Annotated in this window: 16 protein-coding genes; 9 read left to right on the top strand and 7 right to left on the bottom strand. The window is 42.6% G+C overall.

What is annotated here, in order from left to right:
- Window positions 1-104: 104 nt before the first annotated feature.
- The 3 genes from SJPD1_RS05440 to SJPD1_RS05430 all read left to right on the top strand — a co-directional run bounded on the left by SJPD1_RS05440 (window position 105) and on the right by SJPD1_RS05430 (window position 4,200).
- Window positions 105-482: an ArsR/SmtB family transcription factor gene (locus tag SJPD1_RS05440; protein WP_096046313.1), complete on the top strand. Its 378-nt coding sequence runs from the start codon at window positions 105-107 to the stop codon at window positions 480-482.
- On the top strand, window positions 469-2,454 hold the full coding sequence (locus SJPD1_RS05435; RefSeq protein WP_096046312.1) for a heavy metal translocating P-type ATPase: 1,986 nt from the start codon (window positions 469-471) through the stop codon (window positions 2,452-2,454). The genes SJPD1_RS05440 and SJPD1_RS05435 overlap by 14 nt, the downstream gene beginning before the upstream one ends.
- Before the next feature lie 132 nt (window positions 2,455-2,586).
- Window positions 2,587-4,200 (top strand): methyl-accepting chemotaxis protein, encoded by a 1,614-nt coding sequence (locus tag SJPD1_RS05430; protein ID WP_096046311.1) that lies wholly within the window; start codon window positions 2,587-2,589, stop codon window positions 4,198-4,200.
- Between the two features lie 133 nt (window positions 4,201-4,333).
- Here the strand turns inward: SJPD1_RS05430 and SJPD1_RS05425 are convergent, their stop codons facing one another.
- From SJPD1_RS05425 to SJPD1_RS05415, 3 genes are all read right to left on the bottom strand, one after another.
- Window positions 4,334-4,801 carry a threonine/serine exporter family protein gene (locus SJPD1_RS05425; RefSeq protein WP_096046310.1) on the bottom strand — a complete coding sequence of 156 codons (468 nt, stop codon included), beginning with the start codon at window positions 4,799-4,801 and terminating at the stop codon, window positions 4,334-4,336.
- Window positions 4,801-5,586 carry a threonine/serine exporter family protein gene (locus tag SJPD1_RS05420; RefSeq protein WP_096046309.1) on the bottom strand — a complete coding sequence of 262 codons (786 nt, stop codon included), beginning with the start codon at window positions 5,584-5,586 and terminating at the stop codon, window positions 4,801-4,803. The genes SJPD1_RS05425 and SJPD1_RS05420 overlap by 1 nt, the downstream gene beginning before the upstream one ends.
- Before the next feature lie 111 nt (window positions 5,587-5,697).
- The gene (locus tag SJPD1_RS05415) at window positions 5,698-6,171 is read right to left on the bottom strand and encodes a bacteriohemerythrin (RefSeq protein ID WP_096046308.1); all 474 of its coding nucleotides are present in this window, start codon (window positions 6,169-6,171) and stop codon (window positions 5,698-5,700) included.
- Window positions 6,172-6,371: 200 nt separating this feature from the next.
- Here SJPD1_RS05415 and SJPD1_RS05410 point away from each other — a divergent pair, with 200 nt between their 5' ends.
- From SJPD1_RS05410 to SJPD1_RS05385, 6 genes are all read left to right on the top strand, one after another.
- Entirely contained in the window at window positions 6,372-7,727 is a 1,356-nt protein-coding gene (locus SJPD1_RS05410) for a hypothetical protein (RefSeq protein ID WP_096046307.1), read from the top strand.
- 134 nt (window positions 7,728-7,861) lie between these two features.
- Window positions 7,862-9,235, top strand: coding sequence for a circularly permuted type 2 ATP-grasp protein (locus SJPD1_RS05405; RefSeq protein WP_096046306.1), 1,374 nt, complete (start codon window positions 7,862-7,864; stop codon window positions 9,233-9,235).
- Window positions 9,232-9,894 (top strand): alpha-E domain-containing protein, encoded by a 663-nt coding sequence (locus SJPD1_RS05400; protein ID WP_096046305.1) that lies wholly within the window; start codon window positions 9,232-9,234, stop codon window positions 9,892-9,894. Before SJPD1_RS05405 ends, SJPD1_RS05400 begins: the two co-directional genes overlap by 4 nt.
- The gene (locus SJPD1_RS05395) at window positions 9,884-10,654 is read left to right on the top strand and encodes a transglutaminase family protein (protein ID WP_096046304.1); all 771 of its coding nucleotides are present in this window, start codon (window positions 9,884-9,886) and stop codon (window positions 10,652-10,654) included. The genes SJPD1_RS05400 and SJPD1_RS05395 overlap by 11 nt, the downstream gene beginning before the upstream one ends.
- Entirely contained in the window at window positions 10,651-11,604 is a 954-nt protein-coding gene (locus tag SJPD1_RS05390) for a M14 family metallopeptidase (RefSeq protein WP_096046303.1), read from the top strand. Before SJPD1_RS05395 ends, SJPD1_RS05390 begins: the two co-directional genes overlap by 4 nt.
- A complete protein-coding gene (locus tag SJPD1_RS05385) occupies window positions 11,601-12,554 on the top strand; it encodes a M14 family metallopeptidase (protein WP_096046302.1) in 954 nt (317 codons plus the stop codon). The genes SJPD1_RS05390 and SJPD1_RS05385 overlap by 4 nt, the downstream gene beginning before the upstream one ends.
- Before the next feature lie 39 nt (window positions 12,555-12,593).
- Here the strand turns inward: SJPD1_RS05385 and SJPD1_RS05380 are convergent, their stop codons facing one another.
- From SJPD1_RS05380 to SJPD1_RS05365, 4 genes are all read right to left on the bottom strand, one after another.
- A complete protein-coding gene (locus SJPD1_RS05380) occupies window positions 12,594-13,484 on the bottom strand; it encodes a transglutaminase family protein (RefSeq protein WP_096046301.1) in 891 nt (296 codons plus the stop codon).
- 3 nt (window positions 13,485-13,487) lie between these two features.
- On the bottom strand, window positions 13,488-15,968 hold the full coding sequence (locus tag SJPD1_RS05375; protein WP_096046300.1) for a circularly permuted type 2 ATP-grasp protein: 2,481 nt from the start codon (window positions 15,966-15,968) through the stop codon (window positions 13,488-13,490).
- The gene (locus SJPD1_RS05370; RefSeq protein ID WP_096046299.1) at window positions 15,969-19,337 is read right to left on the bottom strand and encodes a transglutaminase family protein; all 3,369 of its coding nucleotides are present in this window, start codon (window positions 19,335-19,337) and stop codon (window positions 15,969-15,971) included. It lies immediately after the preceding gene.
- A gap of 210 nt (window positions 19,338-19,547) precedes the next feature.
- Entirely contained in the window at window positions 19,548-21,986 is a 2,439-nt protein-coding gene (locus tag SJPD1_RS05365; RefSeq protein ID WP_096046298.1) for an EAL domain-containing protein, read from the bottom strand.
- Window positions 21,987-21,990 lie beyond the last annotated feature (4 nt).

Here is a 21,990-nt window from a genome sequence, read left to right as displayed (position 1 = left end):
TTTGAGTTTGTCTATCATTTTAAGCTTTCTCTCATTTGAATTGTTTTAATATATGAGTAATTGTTCATATGAACATTTGTACATAATTTCAAGAGGAGGAACCGATGAGCGATGAATTTTGCAGTTGCGACATTGTGCATGAAAACGTCATCGAAATGGTTAGAAAAAAGATGCCTCAAGAGGAGAAGCTTTACGACCTTGCCGAGCTCTTTAAAGTCTTTGGCGATACGACGCGCGTGAAGATCATCTCAGCGCTATTTGAAGCAGAGATGTGTGTTTGCGACATTGCAGAACTTTTACATATGACGCAGTCTGCTATCTCTCACCAGCTACGCGTCCTTCGTCAAGCACGTCTTGTCAAGCACCGTAAAGAAGGAAAAGTCGTCTTTTATTCGCTTGATGACGAACACATCAAAACCATTTTTAACCAAGGCTTAGAACACATTTTAGAACCACGAGGATTTGAGTATGCACTTCAGTGAAAAAGCACCCCAAACCTGCGATGCGACAACGGGAAGTTGTTGTAGCAGATGCGCCCCCATCGAACCACAATTACATGATCATGGTCATGACCACCATCACGAAGGATTTGACGATTCGAGTTTGATGGAAATGTTCAAATCATGGCAGTTCATTACATTTTGCATCGGTACAGTATTGTTTATCTCTGCTGTTTTGATGGACGAGCGCAATCCACTGATGTTTTGGACCTATCTGATCAGCTTTTTTCTCGTCGGTGGCGAGATTCTCTACATGGCAGTCACCAACCTTTTTAAAGGGCATCTTTTTGATGAAAACTTTTTGATGGGTCTTGCAACCGTCGGGGCGTTTAGTATTGGTCAGTACCCTGAGGGTGTTGCGGTCATGCTTTTCTTCCGTGTTGGAGAGTTTTTTCAAGACTTAGCCGTGGATCGCTCACGCAAATCCATCACCAAACTCATGGACATTAGACCCGATTTTGCAAACCTTCAAAGTGACACTGGCGAGCAAAAAGTAAACCCGAGTGATGTTGCCTTAGGAAGTCGCATTATCGTCAGACCGGGAGAGAAAATTCCACTGGATGGCATCATTTTAGAGGGTCGTTCAACACTCGATACCTCCGCGCTTACGGGAGAATCTTTACCCAAAGAGGTTGCATTAGGAAATGAAGTGCTCTCTGGAAGCATCAACAAAACGGGGGTGATTGTTGTTGAAACGACTAAACTTTTCTCCGAATCCACCGTCTCAAAAATCTTAGACCTTGTGCAAAATGCGAGCTCAAAAAAAGCTAAAACAGAGCAGTTTATCACCACGTTTGCCAAGTACTATACACCGCTTGTCGTCATCTCTGCTGCCCTCCTCGCGTTCGTACCACCACTGTTGATACAAGACGCGCTTCTCAGCGACTGGTTTAGACGCTCCTTAGTTTTCTTGGTTGTCTCTTGCCCGTGCGCATTGGTTGTTTCCATACCTTTAAGCTTTTTTGGAGGTATTGGTGGTGCATCCAAAAATGGCATTTTGGTCAAAGGCGGTAACTTTTTAGAAGCCCTCAATGGCGTTGATACGGTCGTTTTCGATAAAACAGGAACGCTCACTAAAGGCATTTTTAGTGTCACTTCCATCACGGCACTCAAAGGGCTTCAAGAAGCGGAGATACTCCATCTTGCCGCACTGTCGGAGATGCACTCGAACCATCCTATTGCACTTTCCATCAAACGGGCATACACTGAGCCTTTAGAAGCAGTTGTGTCATCGTATGAAGAACTTGCAGGCTATGGCGTCAAAGCATCCATTGATGGCAAAATTGTTCTTGCGGGAAATGATAAGCTGCTCAAAGAGCAAGGCATTGCACACGAGACACTTGACACTCCAGATACCGTTGTTTATATCGTCGTTGAAGGTGTTTTATCGGGTTATCTTACCATTGCGGATGAGCCCAAAACAGACAGTAAACAAGCTATTTTAGCCCTTAAAGCCCTTGGTATCAAAGACATTGTGATGCTCACTGGTGATAATAAAGCAGCTGCTGATAAAGTTGCCAAAGAGCTAGGCATCACTCACGTTGAGGCGGAGCTTTTACCGCATCAAAAAGTTGATAAGCTTGAAGAACTGATGGTACGAAAAAGTGGCAAAGGTAAAACTGTCTTTGTCGGTGATGGTATCAATGATGCACCAGTCCTTGCACGCTCGGACATCGGCATTGCAATGGGTGGCGTAGGCTCAGATGCTGCCATTGAAGCGGCGGACATCGTCATTATGACCGATGAGATCAGCAAAGTCGCCACTGCGCTTAAAATCGCTCACAAAACCCATGCCATCGTTTGGCAAAACATCATCTTTGCACTGGGTGTTAAAGGGGTTATTTTGATTATGGGAGCGATGGGAATTGCAACGATGTGGGAAGCTGTCTTTGGCGATGTGGGTGTTGCACTCATCGCTGTACTCAATGCCACACGCGTTTTAACACATAAATAATCTTCTTTAGATGCTCCTTCTTTGGAGCATCTTTTCTCTCTAAATCTCCTTTTTTCACTTCTTGATTTGTACAACGCATTTGTCACAGTTAAAGATTATAATTTCTATCAAGAATAAAAAGGAGCGTGTCCCATGAGTATTTCAAAACAGTTGATGACAATGTTAACGATAGCCCTACTTGGGTTAGCTTTAAATTTTGGTGTTAGTCTTATAAAAATGGATCAAGTTTTCGAAAAAGCAAACACCTGTAATATCAATTCATTACCAAGTGTGCTTGTTATGAATGACTTGATGCAAGGAATATACCGTATTAGAATTATTTTATGGGAAATGACAACATCTGAGTCTTACGATAAAAATGAGTTTAAAAAACTTAATGAACGCTATACTCTTGCTAAAACCAAGCTAGAGAAAGACTATAAAAGCTATGAAGCTTTAATTTCTGATGCAAAAGACAAAGAACTCTATGACAAAGAGAACCTACTCTTCAAACAATACAATAGTGTTGTTGATAGCATTTTGATGTTATCGAGTGAGGATAAACTACACGAGGCAAAGAATTTATTTAAAGCCAATCTTACCATTGCTCAAGAGATTACAAGAACTCTTGAAGAGCATATGGATTACAACCAAAAATTGGCAGACAATGATGCAAAAATCGCTATTGAAACTAAAGGAAGTGCATCCATCATGATGGTTATTATTGCTATTATTGTTGCAGTTTCCGTGTTAATTTTAAGCATTTTTATTCGAAATAACATCATGCAAGGCGTACACCTCATTCGAGATAGCATTACACATTTTGTTCGTACCAAAGAGCTTAAATTTAGAATCAGCTATGCAAAAAAGAATGAGATTAAAGAGATTGTGGATAGTTTTAATGACTTGGTAAATACCCTAGAAAGTACCATTGTAGATGCCAAAAGCTCTTCTAATGAAAATGCTTCTGTTTCGCATGAACTTAGTACTACGAGTATGCAAATAGGACGTAATGCAGAGCAAAGCTCGACTATTGTTGAAAATACCATTCATGAGATAGATAGCATCAAATCCTTTGTACAAGAGACAGCGAAACTCTCGGAAAATATGAAAGAAGAGATCATCGATGCGGGTAAAAGACTTGACAATGCTAAAAATGAAGTCATTGCACTACGTGGTGAGATGGATGAGGCCAGCCAATCTGAAACGGCTCTTGCTCAAAAGTTAGAGCAAATGAGCCACGATGCAGATCAAGTCAAACAAGTGCTAACCGTTATCTCTGACATTGCCGATCAAACTAACCTGCTTGCCCTTAATGCCGCTATTGAAGCGGCACGTGCCGGTGAACATGGTCGTGGGTTTGCCGTTGTTGCAGATGAAGTGAGACAACTCGCAGAACGTACTCAAAAAAGTCTTACTGAAATTAATGCCACTATCAATGTCATTGTCCAATCCATTGTAGACTCTTCAGAGCAAATGGGAAAAAACGCTCAAAACATTCAAAGACTTTCATCGGTTTCCAATGGTGTAGAATCAACCATCGTAGGAACAACGCAAGTCATGCAAAATAGTGTCGAATCTGTTAGTGCTAGTGCGCAAAACTCACGGAAGATTGCGCAAGATACCGATAAGATTGTGGAAATGGTTGGTAACATCAATACGTTGACATCTCAAAATGCACGAAGTGTTGAAGAGATCGCTGCGGCGGCGGATCATCTCTCAAAACTTTCTGAGAGCCTCAACCAAAAATTGAATCAATTTCAATAAACACTGTAGCGGCTCTTAATGCCGCTACGCTCTTCTTCCAATATTTTCAAAGATCAAAAGCAGTTGAACTTTGAAAATATTTACATGTAAAGAAATTGGCATCTAAAATCTTTACATGTAAACATCAAAACCACTAAATAATCGGCTTTTGACGTTTCGTGTAATACATCGAAGGAAGTACCAAGCCAAACGCAATCGCAAATAAAATGCTCACGGCATGCAAGCCATTTTGGATAAAACTAGAGAGCAAAGCATCGGTCACGCCATCGGAATTCATCGAAACAAGGCTTATCATCATCTCATACGCATACGTACCTGGGATAATAGGAATAATGGAAGGCACGGTGTAAACGGGGCGAGGCATGGCATATCGGCGTGACCAAAAGACACCGATAATCCCGATAGCCGTCGCGGCAATAAACGTTGAAAGTTCGATGGAGAGATGGTTGTACATCAATACTTCTCTGAAGCCATACGTAAATGCGCCACCCACGGCACACAATGGCAATGCAGAGCGCGGAACATTAAAAATCATTCCAAAGCCCACAGCAGGAATCGCCGCCCACAAAGAATTGAGTAAAAGCGTCACCCAAAGCATCATTACCATCCTTTAATATCCAAAAGTCCCATGGCAAGCATAATACCAAGGGAAGACATCAGGGTCAAAAGCGTCGCTTGCGTCCAACGCCCCCAGCCCATGCTAATATAGCCTTTAAACGCATCCAGCATCGAGTTGATATAAGGAAACCCTGGAACGAGCAATAGTACACTGGAAGAGAGAACGATACTGCCTGTGCTACTGAAACCATGGTAAAAAGAGAGACTGGCGACCATGGTACAGACAAAAGCGGTAAACGCGAAAACAATCAGCAAAGAGTAGTTGCGAGAGGAGAGTTCTCTGCGTACGATCATTCCCACCGAAGCGGCTAAAAAAGTGATGCAAACTCCCGCCCAATCCGCACCTTGTAAATGGCTAAATGCCGCACACGAAAGCCCAATCATCGGAATAATCACCCATGCAGGATACGGATTGGAATGAATGTTGGCAAGCTTTGTCTCCACCATCATAATATCACGAGGGTTTTGCTCCGCTGCAATGCAGATCGTGACGATTTGATGCACAATGGACATATTAATCGGTTGCTCATGCGCACGTCTTGTGGTCGTAACTGAAGAGTCACCAATGAGTGTTGTGAGGACAATAGCAGAGGGAATCAGCGAAATCTCAATAGACGTACACCCAAGTGCTACGCCCAAACGAGAGGAAAGTTGCTCTATCAAACGGCTTTCTGCTCCGTATTCAAGAAGCATTGCAGCAACTCTGACAACAACCGTAGTAATCCTGGTTTGTTCTTCCTTTGAAATCGTAGGAAATCCTTTTAACATTCTCTGGAAAGCATCATAGTTAAAATTAGGTTAAAACTTAAGAGAATGGATTTTTTTAGCTTTACATGTAAAACGTTTTGAGTGTTAAAAATTTAACCGTGAACGCAAACGCTATTTAAAAAATTTATCTCGAAGTGTTGCGAGCCATCCGTCTTTAATATGCTCTTCCATAGGCGAAATTTCTCTTTTGTGCAGCATCGCTTGAACAGCCTCTTTATAGTCTGTATCTTCGTGTTGAATATGATTGACAAGCCACATTTGAAGATCCATCATCAGCTGTTGTGCAATATCTTCACCGTTTTCATAGCGTTCTTTAAAGAAATGAATGCGCTCAATAAACGAAAGATGAATCTGCTTATGCGCTTCTAGTTTGCGATACCCCGCCTCTTCCATCAAACTCTCTTCAAATGCAAGATGAGAAACAGTATAATCCTTCAACGCCGCAAGCACTGCACGAATTTTTGCTTTGTCGTGATAAATCGAAATCGTACCCAGTTCATTAATATACTCAATCATTTGTTTGTGCTGATTATCAATAACTGCAATACCAACCGAAAAAGATGCGTCCCATCTCCAATATCCCATTGCTATTCCTTTGAAATTGAATTCTAATGATGGGAGATTATAACATAAACTTAGAGGGGAAAAAGGGAGATTTATTATGAAAGAAGGAACTGTTTTTATTTTGTTTTTTAACTTTACATGTAAAGAGTTTCTCTTCCAACGCTTTTCACATTTCTAACCTTCCTTTCGCTACAATAACGCATTTTAATTTTGGAATGTAGATGAAAACCATCTGTAAAATGGCTCTTTTAGTCATTACGCTTTTACATGTCATCAAACTTTTTATGCCGGTTAATTTAGAGCTTTTAACATCTTTTACAGCGCTTCTGTTTGTGCTGGGGCTTTTCATGCAACGCAAAGGGTTTCGTACCATTACCCTCATCTTTTTTGCCTTAGGCATTGGCATACTTGTTTATTATAAACTGCCTTTTTCTCTTTGGATGAGCTCATTTACTTCGATGACCAACATTATCGCCATCATCGTAGTGATGCAACTTTTTGCCATTCCCATTGAAGTCGGGCATTACAGCGACACGATTGAGTATTGGCTCAAAAAGCTTTTCAAGAAAGAGAGTTCACTCTACCTTTTTGCCATGCTTGTCACCAACCTTTTTTCCAGTTTTCTACTCTTTGGAACCGTGCCAGTGATGGTTTCATTATTTAATAAAGCACTTAAAAACAATGTACGTGACCACCAACGCTTTTTTGCAACCGCCATTATGCGAGGGTATGCGCTTGTGCTTTTTTGGGCTCCTGGGGCGGTGATCATGCTTTTGGTGATGCAAGTGACCCATGTTTCGTGGTCGGAACTTTTTTTACCGGGACTTCTTTTGAGTATCATTGGCTTACTCACATCGTATCTGCTTGAGCATTTTTCAGGGTTAAATAAACCCATACTCACGGAACCTCTGCCTACAAGCTCATGCATTGCAAAAAATGCCCCAAAACAAACAGCGCATATCCTTCTTGTCGTTATCTTTCTTTTGCTGCTTATCTCTTTTTTTGAAGCCTTTTCTATCGGTTCAGCAACAGGGAGAATTTTACTTTCTGGACTTCTGGTCTCAACAATTTGGATCGTCTCTTTTTTCAAAAATGCAGAACTCAAGAGCGTTTTGAGTCTCTATTGGAAAGGTGGCATCACACAGGCAACCGATTTTTCAGTCTTTTTTATTGCGGTGGGACTGTTTGCAGGTGCGGTGGATCATAGCGGTATTTTGAGTCACATTCAACCCCTCTTGCAAGGAAGCGTCAACCATCTTGGCATCTTTTCCATCCTTATTATTCCGCTTGTATTTATACTCATCGCCGTGTGCGGCATCCATCCTTTGGTGCTTGCGGTGATGTTTGGTAAAATCTTACTCGCCGTTTCGCTTCCACTCTCACCTGTTTCCATTGCGCTCATTTTGACGTTGTCGGCATCTATCTCGTTTATCATTTCACCGTTTGCAGGAATGTCACTCATGACCGCTAAATTTTTAAACGTCACGCCAATGGAAGTTTCTTTGAAATGGAATCTCCTTTTTTGCACGATCTTTTTAATCGAAGGACTTATTTTTGCCTATGTTTGGCATGGATAGAATAGTGCTTTTGTCACACTTTTGTTATTGTTTAAAAAATAATCAAAAAAGTCCTCCCTTTTCCTCTTTCTGTGCTTAATTTTGTGCTAAACTGTGTCTATCACAATTTAAGTGAAAGGGTAAGGGCCATCGTTATGATTGAATCAGAAAGTCCCCTTTATGATGCCTTTAAAAGCATCCTAAATACAATCGATAAGAACCGCGTCCAAGAGTTGCTCACGTACATGAATACCGAAGCAATCAACTTCAACCTTTTCAAGAACAACGCTTTTATAGAGCGCAAGTTTCCCTTTGACATTATTCCACGAATTGTCTCACATGAAGAGTTTACGTACCTTGAAAAAGGCATACAGCAACGTATTCATGCACTCAATCTCTTCTTAGAAGATATTTATGGAGCGCAAAAAATTCTCAAAGATGGCATTATTCCTAGTGAATTTGTCTTCTCTTCCAAGGCTTATCTACCCGCTTTTGCCAACACGCCTGTGGCAAAAAACATACGTGTACACATCAGCGGCATTGACCTTGTGAAAAACAGCGTTGGCGATGGCTGGGTTGTGCTTGAAGATAACCTCAGAGTTCCCAGTGGTGTAAGTTACCCACTTTCACTTCGTATGCTGACACGTAAAGTCTTTCCAGAGTTTTTTGAAAAACTGCCGATTCAAGGGGTACAGGATTATCCTAAAAAGCTTGAAAAAGCGATGGACTATGTTAACACGGGTGGTATTAATGTCATTTTAACACCGGGACGTTATAATTCTGCGTTTTATGAGCACTCGTACCTTGCCAAAGCCAGTGGTGCAATTCTTGCCAATGGTGAAGATTTGGTGGTGGAAAAAGACAAAGTGTATCTTAAAACTTATAATGGCAAAAAAGCGCGTGTAGGTGCTATTTACCGACGGCTTGATGATGAAGCACTGGATCCTGTTGAGTTTCATCCAGACTCTTTGATTGGTGTGCCAAACATCACCCAAGCGTATCGTGCAGGCAATGTTGCCCTTATGAACAGCATCGGAAATGGCATCGCAGATGATAAAGGTATCTACTACTTTGTGCCCGCGATGATTAAATACTATATGAATGAAGAGCCAATCTTGCAAAATGCCCCTACCTATTTGGCATTTTTTGAGAAAGATCGTAACCATATCTTGCAAAATATGCGCACGTTAGTCATCAAAGATGTTGCAGAAGCGGGTGGGTATGGCGTTGTTTTTGGATGCAACCTTTCTAAAAATGAGCGTCAAAAATTAAAAGATGCTATTATTGCAGAACCAAGACGTTTCATTGCACAAGAGGTCATTGAGTTTTATGACATCGAATGCTTAGATGACAATGGATCTTTTTCACCGCGAAAAGCCGATCTTCGTATGTTTTCAATTTATGGCGAAGATATTTTTGTCTGGCCAGGAGGGCTCACGCGTTTTGCGATGGATCCAACCAGTTACATTGTCAACTCTTCCCAAGGTGGCGGTTTTAAAGATACGTGGATTTTAAAGGATAACCGATGATTCTTATTGCACCACAAAGCGCTGAACATCTTTATTGGATGGGCCGTTATATCCAAAGAGCTGAGAGTATGACTCGCTTAATCATTGAGTTATTTGATAAAATTTTAGATGAAAATTTTGCTGAAGCAAAAACATTTTATGAGAAACTTGGCATTGAATTGAGCTATGATTCAGCTCAAATGTTTTTGCGCAAAACTGTTTTTGATTTGGAGTATGCAAGCCTGTGCGATACGGTCAATAGTGCACGTGAAAATGCGATTTTGACACGATCTCACCTCTCTAACCGTATGTTTAGCCGTATTAATGCTCTTTATTTGGCGTATAAAAAAGCCAAAGAAGAGCGTACCGTTTCACTGTATTGGCTAGAGGGAACTTTAAAAGAGCTTGATTCTATTTGGGGTAATTTTGAGCTTTCACTGGTGGAAGCCAAAGAAGCACCATTGATTCAACTGGGGAAAGTAGTGGAACGTATGGATTTAAATATTCGCCTTTACGATAGCATTGAAGCGGCATTAATGGATGTTGAAAAGCTCAACAGCATTGCCGAGAAAGTGCGTCCAAACCATAAACGTGTGGCGCTCTCTTCAAGCAATCGATATAAAACATTACAAACGATAAATTCAGTATTTGGGGCATTGACAACAACGCATGAAAGTTAATTTTTCTTATGATTTTACGCTCACCTTTGATGAGCCAGTACGCAACCATCATTTTTGTCTACGCATAGTGCCTCACACCAATGTGATACAACAGCTTATTGATTGGAAGCTCACTTTAAATGATACGATTCCCTATCAAAAGACACGAGATGGTTTTGGTAACCAGTTGGTCTATGGGTTCATCGGGAAACCTCATCGTGCGCTTAAAGCGAGTATGGAAGGTGAGATTGAGCTTTTACCCTATGTTTATCACGACAATGAACCAGTAGAGCTTTATCTTCCGTACTCTACACTTGCTCCATTTAGCATGGTTTTGCACGATTTTTCCCGTTCACTCAAACTCCCTGTAACGGATTTTCGAAAAGCGTATTTCTTAACTCAAACACTTTTTGAGCAGTTTAAACCCATTGAGATCAGCAAAGCCAAAGGACTGGAAACTTTTTTACTCTACAAAGAGGGATTGAGTCAAGATTTTAGTCATCTTTTAATTGCGCTCTTACGACAAAGTCATATACCTGCACGCTTTGTCAACGGCTTTATCGATGGTATTAACAAAACCCATACGTGGGTTGAAGCGTTTGTTGATGGGGACTGGAGAGGGTTTGACCCACTCAATGGCACACTGATTAATGATGAACCTTATATTAAGATCGCCCATGGACGTGATTTTTCTGAGTGCCAAACCCATCGAGGCAGTTACATTGGTAAACGTCAGCATATCTTAGAAATTACAGGCAGAATTGGTAAGGATGAGCAATGATTGAAGAGATCTTTAATGTTAACTTACCGGTCAATGAAACCTTAACACTCAGGCGTAACCGCTTTGCACCAGAAGACATTAGTACGTCAACCAAACGCATCTCTATTGTCACGGGTATTCATGGCGATGAGATCGAAGGGCAATACGTCTGCTATCTGCTTGCCAAATGGCTTAATAACAATAAACATTGCATTAAAGGCATTGTGGACATTTACCCCTCTATGAACCCTATGGGTATCGACAGTATCACGAGAGGTTTTCCTTTTTACGATGTCGATCTTAACCGTACGTTTCCTGGAAATACCTCTGATTTTTTACCTGCACAAGTCGCTAGTGCCATTGTCGATACCGTCAGAGGCAGTGATTTTGCCATTGACATTCATGCAAGCAACATCTTTTTACGCGAACTTCCCCAAGTGCGCATTAGCCGCTCAACCGCCGATGAGCTCATTCCTTTGGCAGAGAAACTCGACATTGAGTTTATTTGGGTATACGATGCTGTGACTGTTTTGGAGTCTACCTTTGCGCATGCGATGAATTCACTCGGCACTAAAACGCTCGTTGTAGAGATGGGTGTGGGAATGCGCATTACCAAAGAGTATGGTCAAAGCCTTACCAAAGGCATTTTAAACCTACTTGCACATGTGGGAATCATCGATAGACCTGTTCTTCCAACAACCAAAACGATGGTTTCAAATCTGCACTCGGAAGTCTTTTTTGTCAACGCTTCAAAACCGGGCATTTTCATCCCTATCTTAGAGCACAATGTCACCGTTTTGAAAGGCGAAAAACTAGGAGAAATCATCGACCCACTCTCTGGAACGATTGAAGAGACTATTATTAGCCCGTGTAATGGGCTATTATTTACTATTCGTGAATACCCTGTTGTGTATGAAGGCTCGCTTCTTGCACGTATACTTGAAGACCCAAAAGAGGATACTCCCCTATGAAAGAAGAAGTTTTATTTGAGATAAGTTCTTTAAGTCGCAATCCTCTCAAAGTCAAAGGCTTCCGTTTTGGAAGAGAAGGTACAGTACCCAGTTGCGTTATTGTAGGCCCTATGATGGGCAATGCCATCGATCAGCTTTGGGTTGCATCACAGTTGGTACGTTTTTTACGCCAACAAGAACTCGCCAATGCCGCTTTTGTCAAAGGTGAAATTCTCGTTGTGCCCACAGTCAATCCCTACTCCTTTAATATGGGGAAGAATTTTTGGCCACTGGATAATACCGATATTGATGTGATGTTTCCAGGTTACGAAAAAGGCGAAACCACCCAACGCATTGCTGCACGATTATTTGAAAAAACCAATAACTATGACTACGCAATTTTACTGGAAGCGAGGAAGGATCATTCCGAGTGTATTCCTTATGTCAAGATATTACAGTCAAGCTTGAACTATGTAGATGATGCACGAGCTTTTGGGCTTGATTTTATTCATGTCAAAGAAGAGAGCCCCAATGACACGGTCTCTTTAACTTACAACTGGCAAGTCTGGAATGCCAAAGCCTTTTCGCTCGTTTCAGGTAAAAAAGGAACCTTGCGTAAACATGAAGCGAACAAAGTATTTGATGCGATTGTACGCTTTTTAGTGAAAAAAGAGCTGATTGACTTCGCAACTTTTGAAGGTTCACACGGCAATGTTGTCATGCAAAATGACATTGAAGCAATTAAATGTACCGCTGCAGGACTCTTTGACACGCTTGCTAACATTGGTGACTCAGTCGTACATGGTCAACCCTTAGCACGCATTTTTAACTCGCTCGATGGCACGCTGATTCAGACGATCATCTCACCCTGCGATGGAATTATCTCCTGTAAATACGACTATTCGCTCATTTTCCAAAACGCGATTGCGTATCGCATCGTCAAAGTCGAATCCACACAAAACAATCTCTAAACTTTACATGTAAATTAAAAATGTTTACATGTAAAGTTTTTAAAACACTTTTTGCACATTCACTTCGATGGAAAGTTCGCTCTGGCCGCTGCTTAGTACCACGCCTTTAAGGGGTGCGACATCGTTGTAGTCTCTGCCACTTCCAAGTAAGATGTGCTGATCTTCGGGGATGATGTTGTTGGTTGGGTCAAACTCCATCCAGCCAAGACGTGGAATGTACAAGGCAAACCATGCGTGCGAAGCATCGGCACCAAACAGTTTGGTCTTGCCAGGGGCTGGCAGTGTTTCGATGTAGCCACTCATGTATTTAGCCGGCAGACCAATGGAGCGAAGAGCGGCGATGGCAAACTGTGCAAAGTCTTGGCAGACACCTTTTTTCGCCTCAAAAATCTCTTCAATCGGCGTGGTAATATTGCTAAAGCCTGCGACAAATTGAAAATCTTGGAAGATGCGGTTCATAAACTCCTGTGCGGCATCCACAAGATTGCGCTGTGGTAAAAAGGAACGCTTCGCATACTCAATGATTCCACGTGAGGCTTTGGGAATCAGTTCCGAGTCAAACATAAAAGGCTTTGCGGCAAGATCAAAAAGATCAAACGTTTGCAGCAAGCCAAGCGATGCCTCATACGTGGTACTTTGAGCACGCAGTGTGTTTACATGTAAACGCATCGCATCGCCATCGAGTTCAACGCGTGACCTGCCGATGACAGATAACGACTCATGCGCTTCACGAATTAAAAGGTGCGTTGTGTGGTTTCCAAAGACATCATCGAACTCGCTGAGTTCGTATGGTTTGGGCGTGATTTCCATCGTAAAATCCACCACACGCTGAAACGGCGTGTCTTTAGGTTTGAGACGAGCAATGTTATGGCTAAACGTGACAAGACTTTCGTATTTGAAGGCGGTTTTATGGTAGATTTCGTACATCATGGCTTACTCATCGTAGTGTGAAAAATAGGTTTTGGAAAGCTCCATAGAACAGAGCGAAAAATGCGTCGTAAGCGTGGCTAAAAACTCATCGAGCACCGTGTAAACAGTTCCACCTTCTTCGATCTGCATCAAATTTGTAACAGTGGTGAGTTTCAGCGATGAAAAGGCTTGAAAAATAGGCTCTTCGTAGCTACTGAGGTACTTTTTACTCTTTGGAAGTACTTTTAAATCTTCCAAAAGTTCATTTGTCAAATAGGCAATCGACTTTGGAAACTGAGGGCTGAGAATCAAAAACTCCAACACATTATCCAACTGGAGTGAGCTTTTGTATTGCGTTCGGTATGCATTAAAACTCTCACAGGAGTTGAGCATGCCCTCTAAAATGTCATAACTGGCCGATTTTTCATGCTTGACACAGAGCATCGAGCGCGCTTTAGAGATCGTTAGCAGTGCCGATTCGATCTTATAACCGATGTCATACAAAATCAAGCCCTGCTCTTTGTACATGCTCTCTTCCACCAACTCTTTGTACGCAACAAGATAGAGTAGAAATTTATCGAGCTCAGTTAAAATGGTCTGTGTGGGAGAGTTGATTTTACGAATAAAGACCCTCCACTCTTTTTGCATCTTATCAAAGAGTTTCCATGCCTCAATCGCAAGCAAACTTTTGATCGAGACATTGGCATTAAAGAGCATCTCCATCGTAAAAGAGAGCCCGCCTTGTTTGCTTTTGTCTTTAATCAGCGACTCGATTTCACTCATGCGATTTTGCGCAATCTTTTCATCTAAAAAGCCCGGATACGTCATCGTTAAGTGCGTCAAAGATTTTTCTAAAATGAGTTGTGACTCATATGACAAAGCCCCTTCGTAGCGGCTAAAATTGGTCATCTTTTTGACCACATAGCGAATAAGGCGAATGGTCGTGATGGTACGACACAAGTAACGCCCCAACCAAAAAAGATTCTCAGCTTTGCGCGTTGGCATCGTGTGAATGGAGACATCAACATAAGGCAATGTATTGAAAATGGAGCTCATATCAATCGTCTCATCTTCGCCTAAAATCCACAAATCTTTACTTGTGCCACCTTTTTGGGAGGAGACTAAAAGGGCATCTTTGGAAGAAGACACTCGCACCAAGCCTCCATTCATCACGGTGTAATTCTCACTCTTTTTCAAAGCATAGGCACGCACAACAGCGTTACGCGGCTCGATTTTTCCATTGGCATAAAAAGGAGTTGTCGAAAAATTGATCTCTTCTTGCGCAACGTACTGATGTGGGTTTTGCAAAATGCTTTGTTTAAGTTGTAGCTTCATCTCATGGGAGAGTTTTTTGACTAAATGTGTCTGAATCGCTTCGGTGCGATCAATTTTTTTGATAATGAGGCTATCAAAATGCTCTAACACATACTCAAGCTCATGGCTTTGCCCACACCACCATGTCGCAATTTGAGGGAGTAAAAGCTCTTCATTGAGGAAGTAATGGCAGATGCGCTCCATAAAAGGATTCAGCCCGATGTTCTCCACAATCGCACTGCCAATGGGATTGATCATGGCAAGATTGCCCTGTCTTAGACTATCGACCAAGCCTGCAACGCCCAGTTTTGAGTCACTGCGAAGCTCAAGTGGGTCGCAATAGCGATCATCCAAGCGCCTTAAAAGGGTATTAATAGGCTTAAGTCCACTCAAACTCTTAAGCCACAAAGCGCCGTTTTTGGAGAGCAGATCATCGCCCTCAACCAAGTTAATCTCCAAAAAAGAGCTCAAATAGGCATGTTCGAAGTACGTCTCATTGCGAGGACCGGGCGTTAAGAGTGCCACTTTAGAGATGTCACCTTTGGAAAGTTTTTTCAAAAGCTTTTTGAACTCATCGATGAACGGAAGCAATTTTTTGATCTCATGCTCTGGGTAGAGGTCTTTGGATACAATATTCATCGTGAGGCGATTTTCAACGGCATACCCCAAACCTGAAGGGGCTTGAGTGCGATCATTGATGACCCACATTTTGCCATCAGGGCCTCGTGCCATATCAAGCGCATAAAAATAGAGCTGAAAATCTTCCATCACGCCTAAAGAGTGCACCGCGGGAATAAACCCTTTATGTCCGTAAATCACCTCGGCAGGAATGATATTCTCTTTAAGTAGTTTTTGCTCGCCGTAAAGGTCTTTTAAGATGAGATTGAAGAGTTTAGCGCGCTGTTTTATCCCTTGTTTGATCTCTTTCCACTCTGCTTTGGTGATGATAAACGGAATCGGGTCTAAACTCCACGGGCGATTGCCATTGTCCTCTGGGTCATTGTAGACATTGTACGTGACACCATTGTCTTCCAAATGCCATGCAATTTCCGCTTGTTTGTTTTCTAACTCTTCACTGCTCATCGCTTCAAGGCGCTCAAGAAGCGGTTGCCAATGCTCTCTGACCCGTAATTGATCATCGAGCATCTCATCAAACAGAGAAGCTGAGCTGTAATTATCTAAAAAATTCATCTATTTGGCATTCCATTTACGTCTAAGATCGAGTGTGTGAGGAAATTCACTGCTAATAGGTAACTCTTGAAATACAAACTGTTTGAGTGCTTTTGGTTTGTGTACAACAACCGTACGCTCGCTTCCCTCAGCTGAAAGTGCATGTTGGGTGACAACCGAACTGGTTTGGTACTCTGCCTCGCCTTGGGTATGGTTAAAGTCCCAAAAACGGTTGATACGGCGCGACTCTGCTTCGTAACTGTTTACAGGAAACGTGTCGTAATTGCGCCCACCCGGATGCGCCACAAAGTAGGTCATGCCTCCGATGGAGCGTTTATTCCACGTATCAACCACGTCAAACACCAAAGGCGTGTCCGCGCCGATGGTCGGATGAAGTGCCGAGTACGGCTCCCACGCTTTGTACTTCACGCCTGCCACAAACTCCCCTTCCCTGCCTGTTGGAGCCAGCGGAATGGCTACGGCGTTACATGTAAGTGTGTAGCGCTCAGGGGTAAAGTTTTGCACTTTGACCTGCACGCGCTCCAAGGAAGAGTCCACATAGCGTGCCGTACCTTGCGAACTGCTCTCCTCACCCAACACATTCCACGGCTCGATGGCGGCACGCAGTTCTAAGTGCATGTTTTCAATCGTGCTCATGCCATAGAGTGGAAAACGAAACTCAAAGAAAGGGTCAAACCAATTTAATTCAAACGGATACCCTTCCGCTTGTAAAAATTCGACAATGTCACGCACATCTTCTTTAACGTAATGCTCTAGCAAAAATCTATCGTGCAGTTGCGTACCCCAACGAACGAGTTTGTGTTTGTACGGTTTTTTCCAAAAGACAGCCACTAAAGTGCGTACCAAAAGCATCTGCAACAGTGCCATTTGAGCGTGAGGTGGCATATCAAACGCTCGAAGCTCTAAGATGCCAAGCCGTCCACTAGAAGAATCGGGCGAATAGAGTTTGTCGATGCAAAATTCGCTTCGATGTGTGTTGCCCGTGATGTCGGTCAGCATATGGCGAAAAAGGCGATCGGTCAACCAAAACGGTACAGTTTCACCCTCAGGAATCTGCGAAAAGGCGATCTCTAACTCGTACAGATTTTCTACCCTGCCCTCATCCACGCGAGGCGCTTGGGACGTAGGACCTATAAATGCGCCTGAGAAAAGATACGAAAGCCCCGGATGGTGTTGCCAAAAGGTAATGAGACTTCGAAGCAAATCAGGATGGCGAAGCAGTGGACTGTCTTCAGGACGAAGTGCTCCGATGGTGACATGATTGCCACCGCCCGTGCCCGTGTGTTTACCATCTAACATAAATTTTTCCGTCCCCAAACGAGACTCATGTGCATCTTTGTAAAGGAGTAAAAGATTGTCGCTGAGCATCTTCCATGAAGTGGCAGGTTGAATGTTCACTTCAATGACTCCCGGATCGGGTGTCACTTTGATGCGATCAAGTCTAAGATCATGCGCGGGCTCGTAGCCTTCCAAAACAACCTTTACATGTAAAGATTCTGCAACGGCTTCAATACAGGCAATGAGGTCTAAAAAAGCCTCCGAATGATTGAGCGGTGGAAGGAAAATATAGAGCTTACCATCTCGTACTTCCGTGCAAAGGGCGGTGCGGACAAAAGCATTATAGGTGTGGGGGCTTGAGAGGGTTGCGTCCGCTTTTTCACACCGCTTTTTAGCATGTTCGGCATACTCACCAAGGTTTGGATAACTCGCAAAAAGGTCTGGCTCAAAACGAAGTGCAAGCTCAGCGTGTGGTTTTTCAGCCAAAGAGCTCAGTGGTAGTCGCAAGCCAAGGGGAGAATTACCCGCACTGAGGAACAAATAACCTCGTCTGAGCTCCCATGCGGAGGTCATCCACTGTGTCGCTCCAAAATTCAGTGGAAGCACGTAACCCACAGGATTATTAAGGCCTTGTGAGAGCACTTTGGCGATGGTTCTTCGCTCTAGTGAATCCGAAAGATCAGACTTCATCGGGTCAATGTCGATGGGCAGTTCAGACTCTTTGATGATGTAATACAATGGGTCTTCGTAAGCTTCAACGATATTTTGATCGCTAATACCAAGGGTGAGTGCCAGTTTGGCTAAAAAGCGTTTGGCATCGTCGTTGGTGTAGCTATACTGAGCGTTCATATCGGCAAGTAGGTCGGGATTGTGCCAGATGGGCTTACCATCTTTGCGCCAAATGATGGAGGTTTGCCACCTCGGAAGCGGCTCGCCCGGGTACCATTTGCCTTGCGCGTAGTGCAGCATTCCGCCTTTCGTAAAAGAGCTCAACAGTTTACGTGAAAGGGTGTCGGCTAGGGTGCGTTTGTGTACACCATCGGCTTTAGTGTTCCACTCATCGCCTTCCATATCGTCGATAGAGACAAAGGTCGGCTCACCACCCATGGAGAGTCTGACATCGCCCTCTTCCAAGGCTTTATCGACCTCAAATCCTAGGTTATAAATAGCCTCCCATTGGTCATCGCGGTACGGTTTGGTGACACGCGGTGACTCAAAAATGCGCGTGACGGTATTGTCATAAATAAATTCCGTTTCGCATTTATCGCTCAGTCCCTCTATCGCGTAAGCACTCTCGTAAGAGGGTGTGCAGGCAAGCGGTATATGCCCTTCGCCAGCGAAAAGTCCACTGGTCGAATCCAATCCGACCCAACCGGCTCCGGGGATGTACACCTCTGTCCACGCGTGCAGGTCGGTAAAGTCCGCTTCGGGGCCACTAGGACCATCTAAGGAAGCCACATCGGCTTTGAGCTGTACAAGGTAGCCTGAAACAAAACGCGCTGCCAGCCCTAAATGACGAAGCACCTGAACAAACAACCATGCGAAATCACGGCAACTGCCCAGTTTTTTCCCCAACGTCACTTCGCAGGTTTGTACCCCTGGCTCTAACCTGATGGTGTAAGCGAGGTGTCGGTTGATTTCACTGTTGAGATAGACCAAAAAGTCGATGATGGGGCGTTTTTTACAATCCAGTGAGCGCACAAAATCGCGCAACAATGCCCCATTTTCACTCTCTTCAAGGTAAGGTATCAGCTCTTTTTGAAGCTCTTTTTGATAGATAAACGGGAAATCCTTCGCATAGTCATCCACAAAAAAATCAAACGGATTGATCGTAATAAGATCAGCGATAATCTCCACATCAATGCAGAGCTCTTTCGTTTTTTCAGGAAACACAATGCGCGCAAGGTAATTGCCAAACGGGTCTTGTTGCCAGTTGATAAAATGGTTCTCTGGTTTGATTTTAAGGGAGTACGCCTCGATGGGTGTCCTGCTGTGAGGTGCTGGACGCAAACGGATGATGTGCGGTGAGAGCGCTACGTAGCGGTCGTAGTGGTATTCTGTTTTATGTGAGAGAACAACTTTGAGTGACATAAATATCCTTTAAAACAGAAAGTAAAAATCTTTACATGTAAAAATATTATAGCACGATGTAAAAGGTTTGTGATGGGTATTTGGCTATGTATTAAGCAGTAATCTTTAGGTTAGCTTTAACGCATATCTTTTTACATGTAAAGGCTTGCAGAAAAGACAATGTCATCGCACTAAAAACTCTATACATCTAGAATAAAAGTAAGAGCATTTTTATTCCACCCTTTCTTTAACGTTTTCTTCGCTATAGATTCGCTCGTACAACAGTGCTATTATCATCTTATTCATCCGATTGATCTGCGACATGGTATACAACGTTATGGAATGTTCTTTTTGAGTCAAAACAGTATTTACCAATTTTGTGCCTAAAGTATGGAGTCTGTGATGCAAAGAGTCGATTTTTTTAAACCACAATTCTTCCTTGCACGTTCCTCGTATTTCACGATCAAACCATATACCAAAACGACATAAATGCTCATTGAGAAGAGGAGGATTTCCATAGCCTTCTTGAATATAATTTTTGAGAGATTTAACCCACGCATTGTGTTCTACTGCTGCAAACAACCATTGCATAGAGTCTGAATTTGGTACACGATTTTGCCAAGCCATCCAACGGGCATCTGGTTTCCATGCCTCTACCCAAAACAAAAATTCTTGAGGAGGCATTGGCTCTGCGATTCCGTATCCTTGAGCAAACTCACATCCTAACGCTAAAAGACAAAGACCATGATCAACCGATTCAACACCTTCAGCAATAACATTTTTTCGAAAGGCTCTTGCTAAACCGAGTACCCCTTCAATAATGGCAAGATCATCAGGATCATCAAGCATATCATGAATAAAGCTTTGATCAATTTTGAGCGTTTTTGCAGGTAAACGTTTTAAATATGTTAATGAAGAATATCCCGTACCAAAGTCGTCCAATGCAAAATGTACTCCTAAAGCATGGCAACTTTGCATAATGGCAGAGACATGAACGATGTCTTCAACAGCACTCGTTTCTAAAATTTCGACTTCTAAGAGGCTAGGATCAACATCGCTATGCGCTTCGAGTATCGCTTTAAAACGCGCCATAAAATCATTTTGTTGCAGTTGATACGCATTGATATTAATGCTGACTGGAAGATTGAACCCTATTTTATGCCATTGGCCTATTTGCGATAATGCAGAGTGAATCACCCATTCTCCTATTTCAATACTCAGGGAATGATTTTCTAAAAATGGTAAAAACGAGAGTGGCATCACCAAACCTTTTTGTGGATGTTCCCATCTTATGAGTGCTTCAGCACCTATGATTTCTCCTGTTTTCATATTCACTTTTGGCTGATAATAGAGCACAAATTCTTTATGTGCAAGCGCATTGGCCACTTCCAAGAAATAATCACGTTGTGCCTGCAAAGAGACATTTTGATCTAAATCAAAAAAACGATAACTATTTTTACCAGACTGCTTTGCTAAATACATCGCTTGATCGGCATGGCGCATTAACTGATCGGCACTTGCACCATCTTGAGGGTAAAAGGTTACTCCAATGCTAGACGAAACTTGCACGGAAATATCATTAATGATAACAGGCATATTCGTGACATGTAATAAGCGCTCCAAAATGAGTTCACATAGTTTGACTTCTTTTATATCGTTGAGAACGATCACAAACTCATCACCACCAATACGCGATAAGGTATCCCCTTCGCGCAAAATTTGCTCCATGCGCCCAGCAAGCGTCACGAGAAGAATATCGCCTATATGATGACCGTAGGTATCGTTAATACTTTTAAACCCGTCAAGATCAAGATAAATAATAGCCAAAGAGCGATTATGGCGGTTTGATTGAGCCATCGCTTGATGCAATCTATCGGCTAATAAGACGCGATTTGGAAGATTGGTTAACGTATCATAGTGTGCAATACGCTCCAATTTATCCGAAAGTTTTTTTTCTTCCTGATGCACTTCTTCAAGGGAATGAATCCTCTCTTGGATTGTATTTGCCATCGCATTAAAGGCACATGCAAGTTCTGCTGTCTCTTGGTCTCCACTAAGTTCTAGTCTTTTACTGTAATCACCCTGTGCGATTGCATTAGCACTCTGCATTAACTTTGTTAAATTGCGAATAATCCATCGATTGAGAGTAATGAGTAACAGTGCAGAGAAAAAGATTTCGATGAGGGCAATGACAATACTTTTGAAAATCATCGAGTCTCGCGCCTGTGTATAGAAAAGAGTCGATAATCCAATACGAACCGAACCCAATTTTTGACCTGATACGACAATGTCAATACTCGTATCATAACGTTCATTGAGGAGAGAACTTTGACCAAACGGGTTATTATTGACAGGTGGAAGCTCCTTCTCTAAAGGCCAACCAACACTTGCAATAGGCTGAGATTGCGTATTCAGTGCGACAAGGTAATTGATACTTTGAACCTGTTGAGATTCTTCTAAAACAGACTGTATGGTGGCATAGTCCATCTGTAGCCAAGGGGCTATTAGAGCGCTTTGCAAAAGTGTTTTTTGCGTTTCCAATCGCATACTGGTTTGCACCAATAAACTTTCACTTAACTGTTGAACATTCCTATAGACCAATACCGAAAGCATAAGACTTTCAATACACAAGCTTGCAATCAGCCATTTCCAAGAGAGAGATAACTTCATGCGT

It is taken from the genome of Sulfurospirillum diekertiae (assembly GCF_002309535.1).
In the GTDB taxonomy this organism is placed as follows: domain Bacteria; phylum Campylobacterota; class Campylobacteria; order Campylobacterales; family Sulfurospirillaceae; genus Sulfurospirillum; species Sulfurospirillum diekertiae.
Note: the sequence above shows the minus strand (reverse complement) of the source record. Positions and strands in the feature narration are given on the sequence as shown.

Excerpts from the sequence above, each read along its gene's own strand:
- SJPD1_RS05440 (WP_096046313.1), top strand. The coding sequence starts at position 105 with ATGAGCGATGAATTTTGCAGTTGCGACATTGTGCATGAAAACGTCATC.
- SJPD1_RS05435 (WP_096046312.1), top strand. The coding sequence starts at position 469 with ATGCACTTCAGTGAAAAAGCACCCCAAACCTGCGATGCGACAACGGGA.
- SJPD1_RS05430 (WP_096046311.1), top strand. The coding sequence starts at position 2,587 with ATGAGTATTTCAAAACAGTTGATGACAATGTTAACGATAGCCCTACTT.
- SJPD1_RS05425 (WP_096046310.1), bottom strand. The coding sequence starts at position 4,801 with ATGATGCTTTGGGTGACGCTTTTACTCAATTCTTTGTGGGCGGCGATT.
- SJPD1_RS05420 (WP_096046309.1), bottom strand. The coding sequence starts at position 5,586 with ATGTTAAAAGGATTTCCTACGATTTCAAAGGAAGAACAAACCAGGATT.
- SJPD1_RS05415 (WP_096046308.1), bottom strand. The coding sequence starts at position 6,171 with ATGGGATATTGGAGATGGGACGCATCTTTTTCGGTTGGTATTGCAGTT.
- SJPD1_RS05410 (WP_096046307.1), top strand. The coding sequence starts at position 6,372 with ATGAAAACCATCTGTAAAATGGCTCTTTTAGTCATTACGCTTTTACAT.
- SJPD1_RS05405 (WP_096046306.1), top strand. The coding sequence starts at position 7,862 with ATGATTGAATCAGAAAGTCCCCTTTATGATGCCTTTAAAAGCATCCTA.
- SJPD1_RS05400 (WP_096046305.1), top strand. The coding sequence starts at position 9,232 with ATGATTCTTATTGCACCACAAAGCGCTGAACATCTTTATTGGATGGGC.
- SJPD1_RS05395 (WP_096046304.1), top strand. The coding sequence starts at position 9,884 with ATGAAAGTTAATTTTTCTTATGATTTTACGCTCACCTTTGATGAGCCA.
- SJPD1_RS05390 (WP_096046303.1), top strand. The coding sequence starts at position 10,651 with ATGATTGAAGAGATCTTTAATGTTAACTTACCGGTCAATGAAACCTTA.
- SJPD1_RS05385 (WP_096046302.1), top strand. The coding sequence starts at position 11,601 with ATGAAAGAAGAAGTTTTATTTGAGATAAGTTCTTTAAGTCGCAATCCT.
- SJPD1_RS05380 (WP_096046301.1), bottom strand. The coding sequence starts at position 13,484 with ATGATGTACGAAATCTACCATAAAACCGCCTTCAAATACGAAAGTCTT.
- SJPD1_RS05375 (WP_096046300.1), bottom strand. The coding sequence starts at position 15,968 with ATGAATTTTTTAGATAATTACAGCTCAGCTTCTCTGTTTGATGAGATG.
- SJPD1_RS05370 (WP_096046299.1), bottom strand. The coding sequence starts at position 19,337 with ATGTCACTCAAAGTTGTTCTCTCACATAAAACAGAATACCACTACGAC.
- SJPD1_RS05365 (WP_096046298.1), bottom strand. The coding sequence starts at position 21,986 with ATGAAGTTATCTCTCTCTTGGAAATGGCTGATTGCAAGCTTGTGTATT.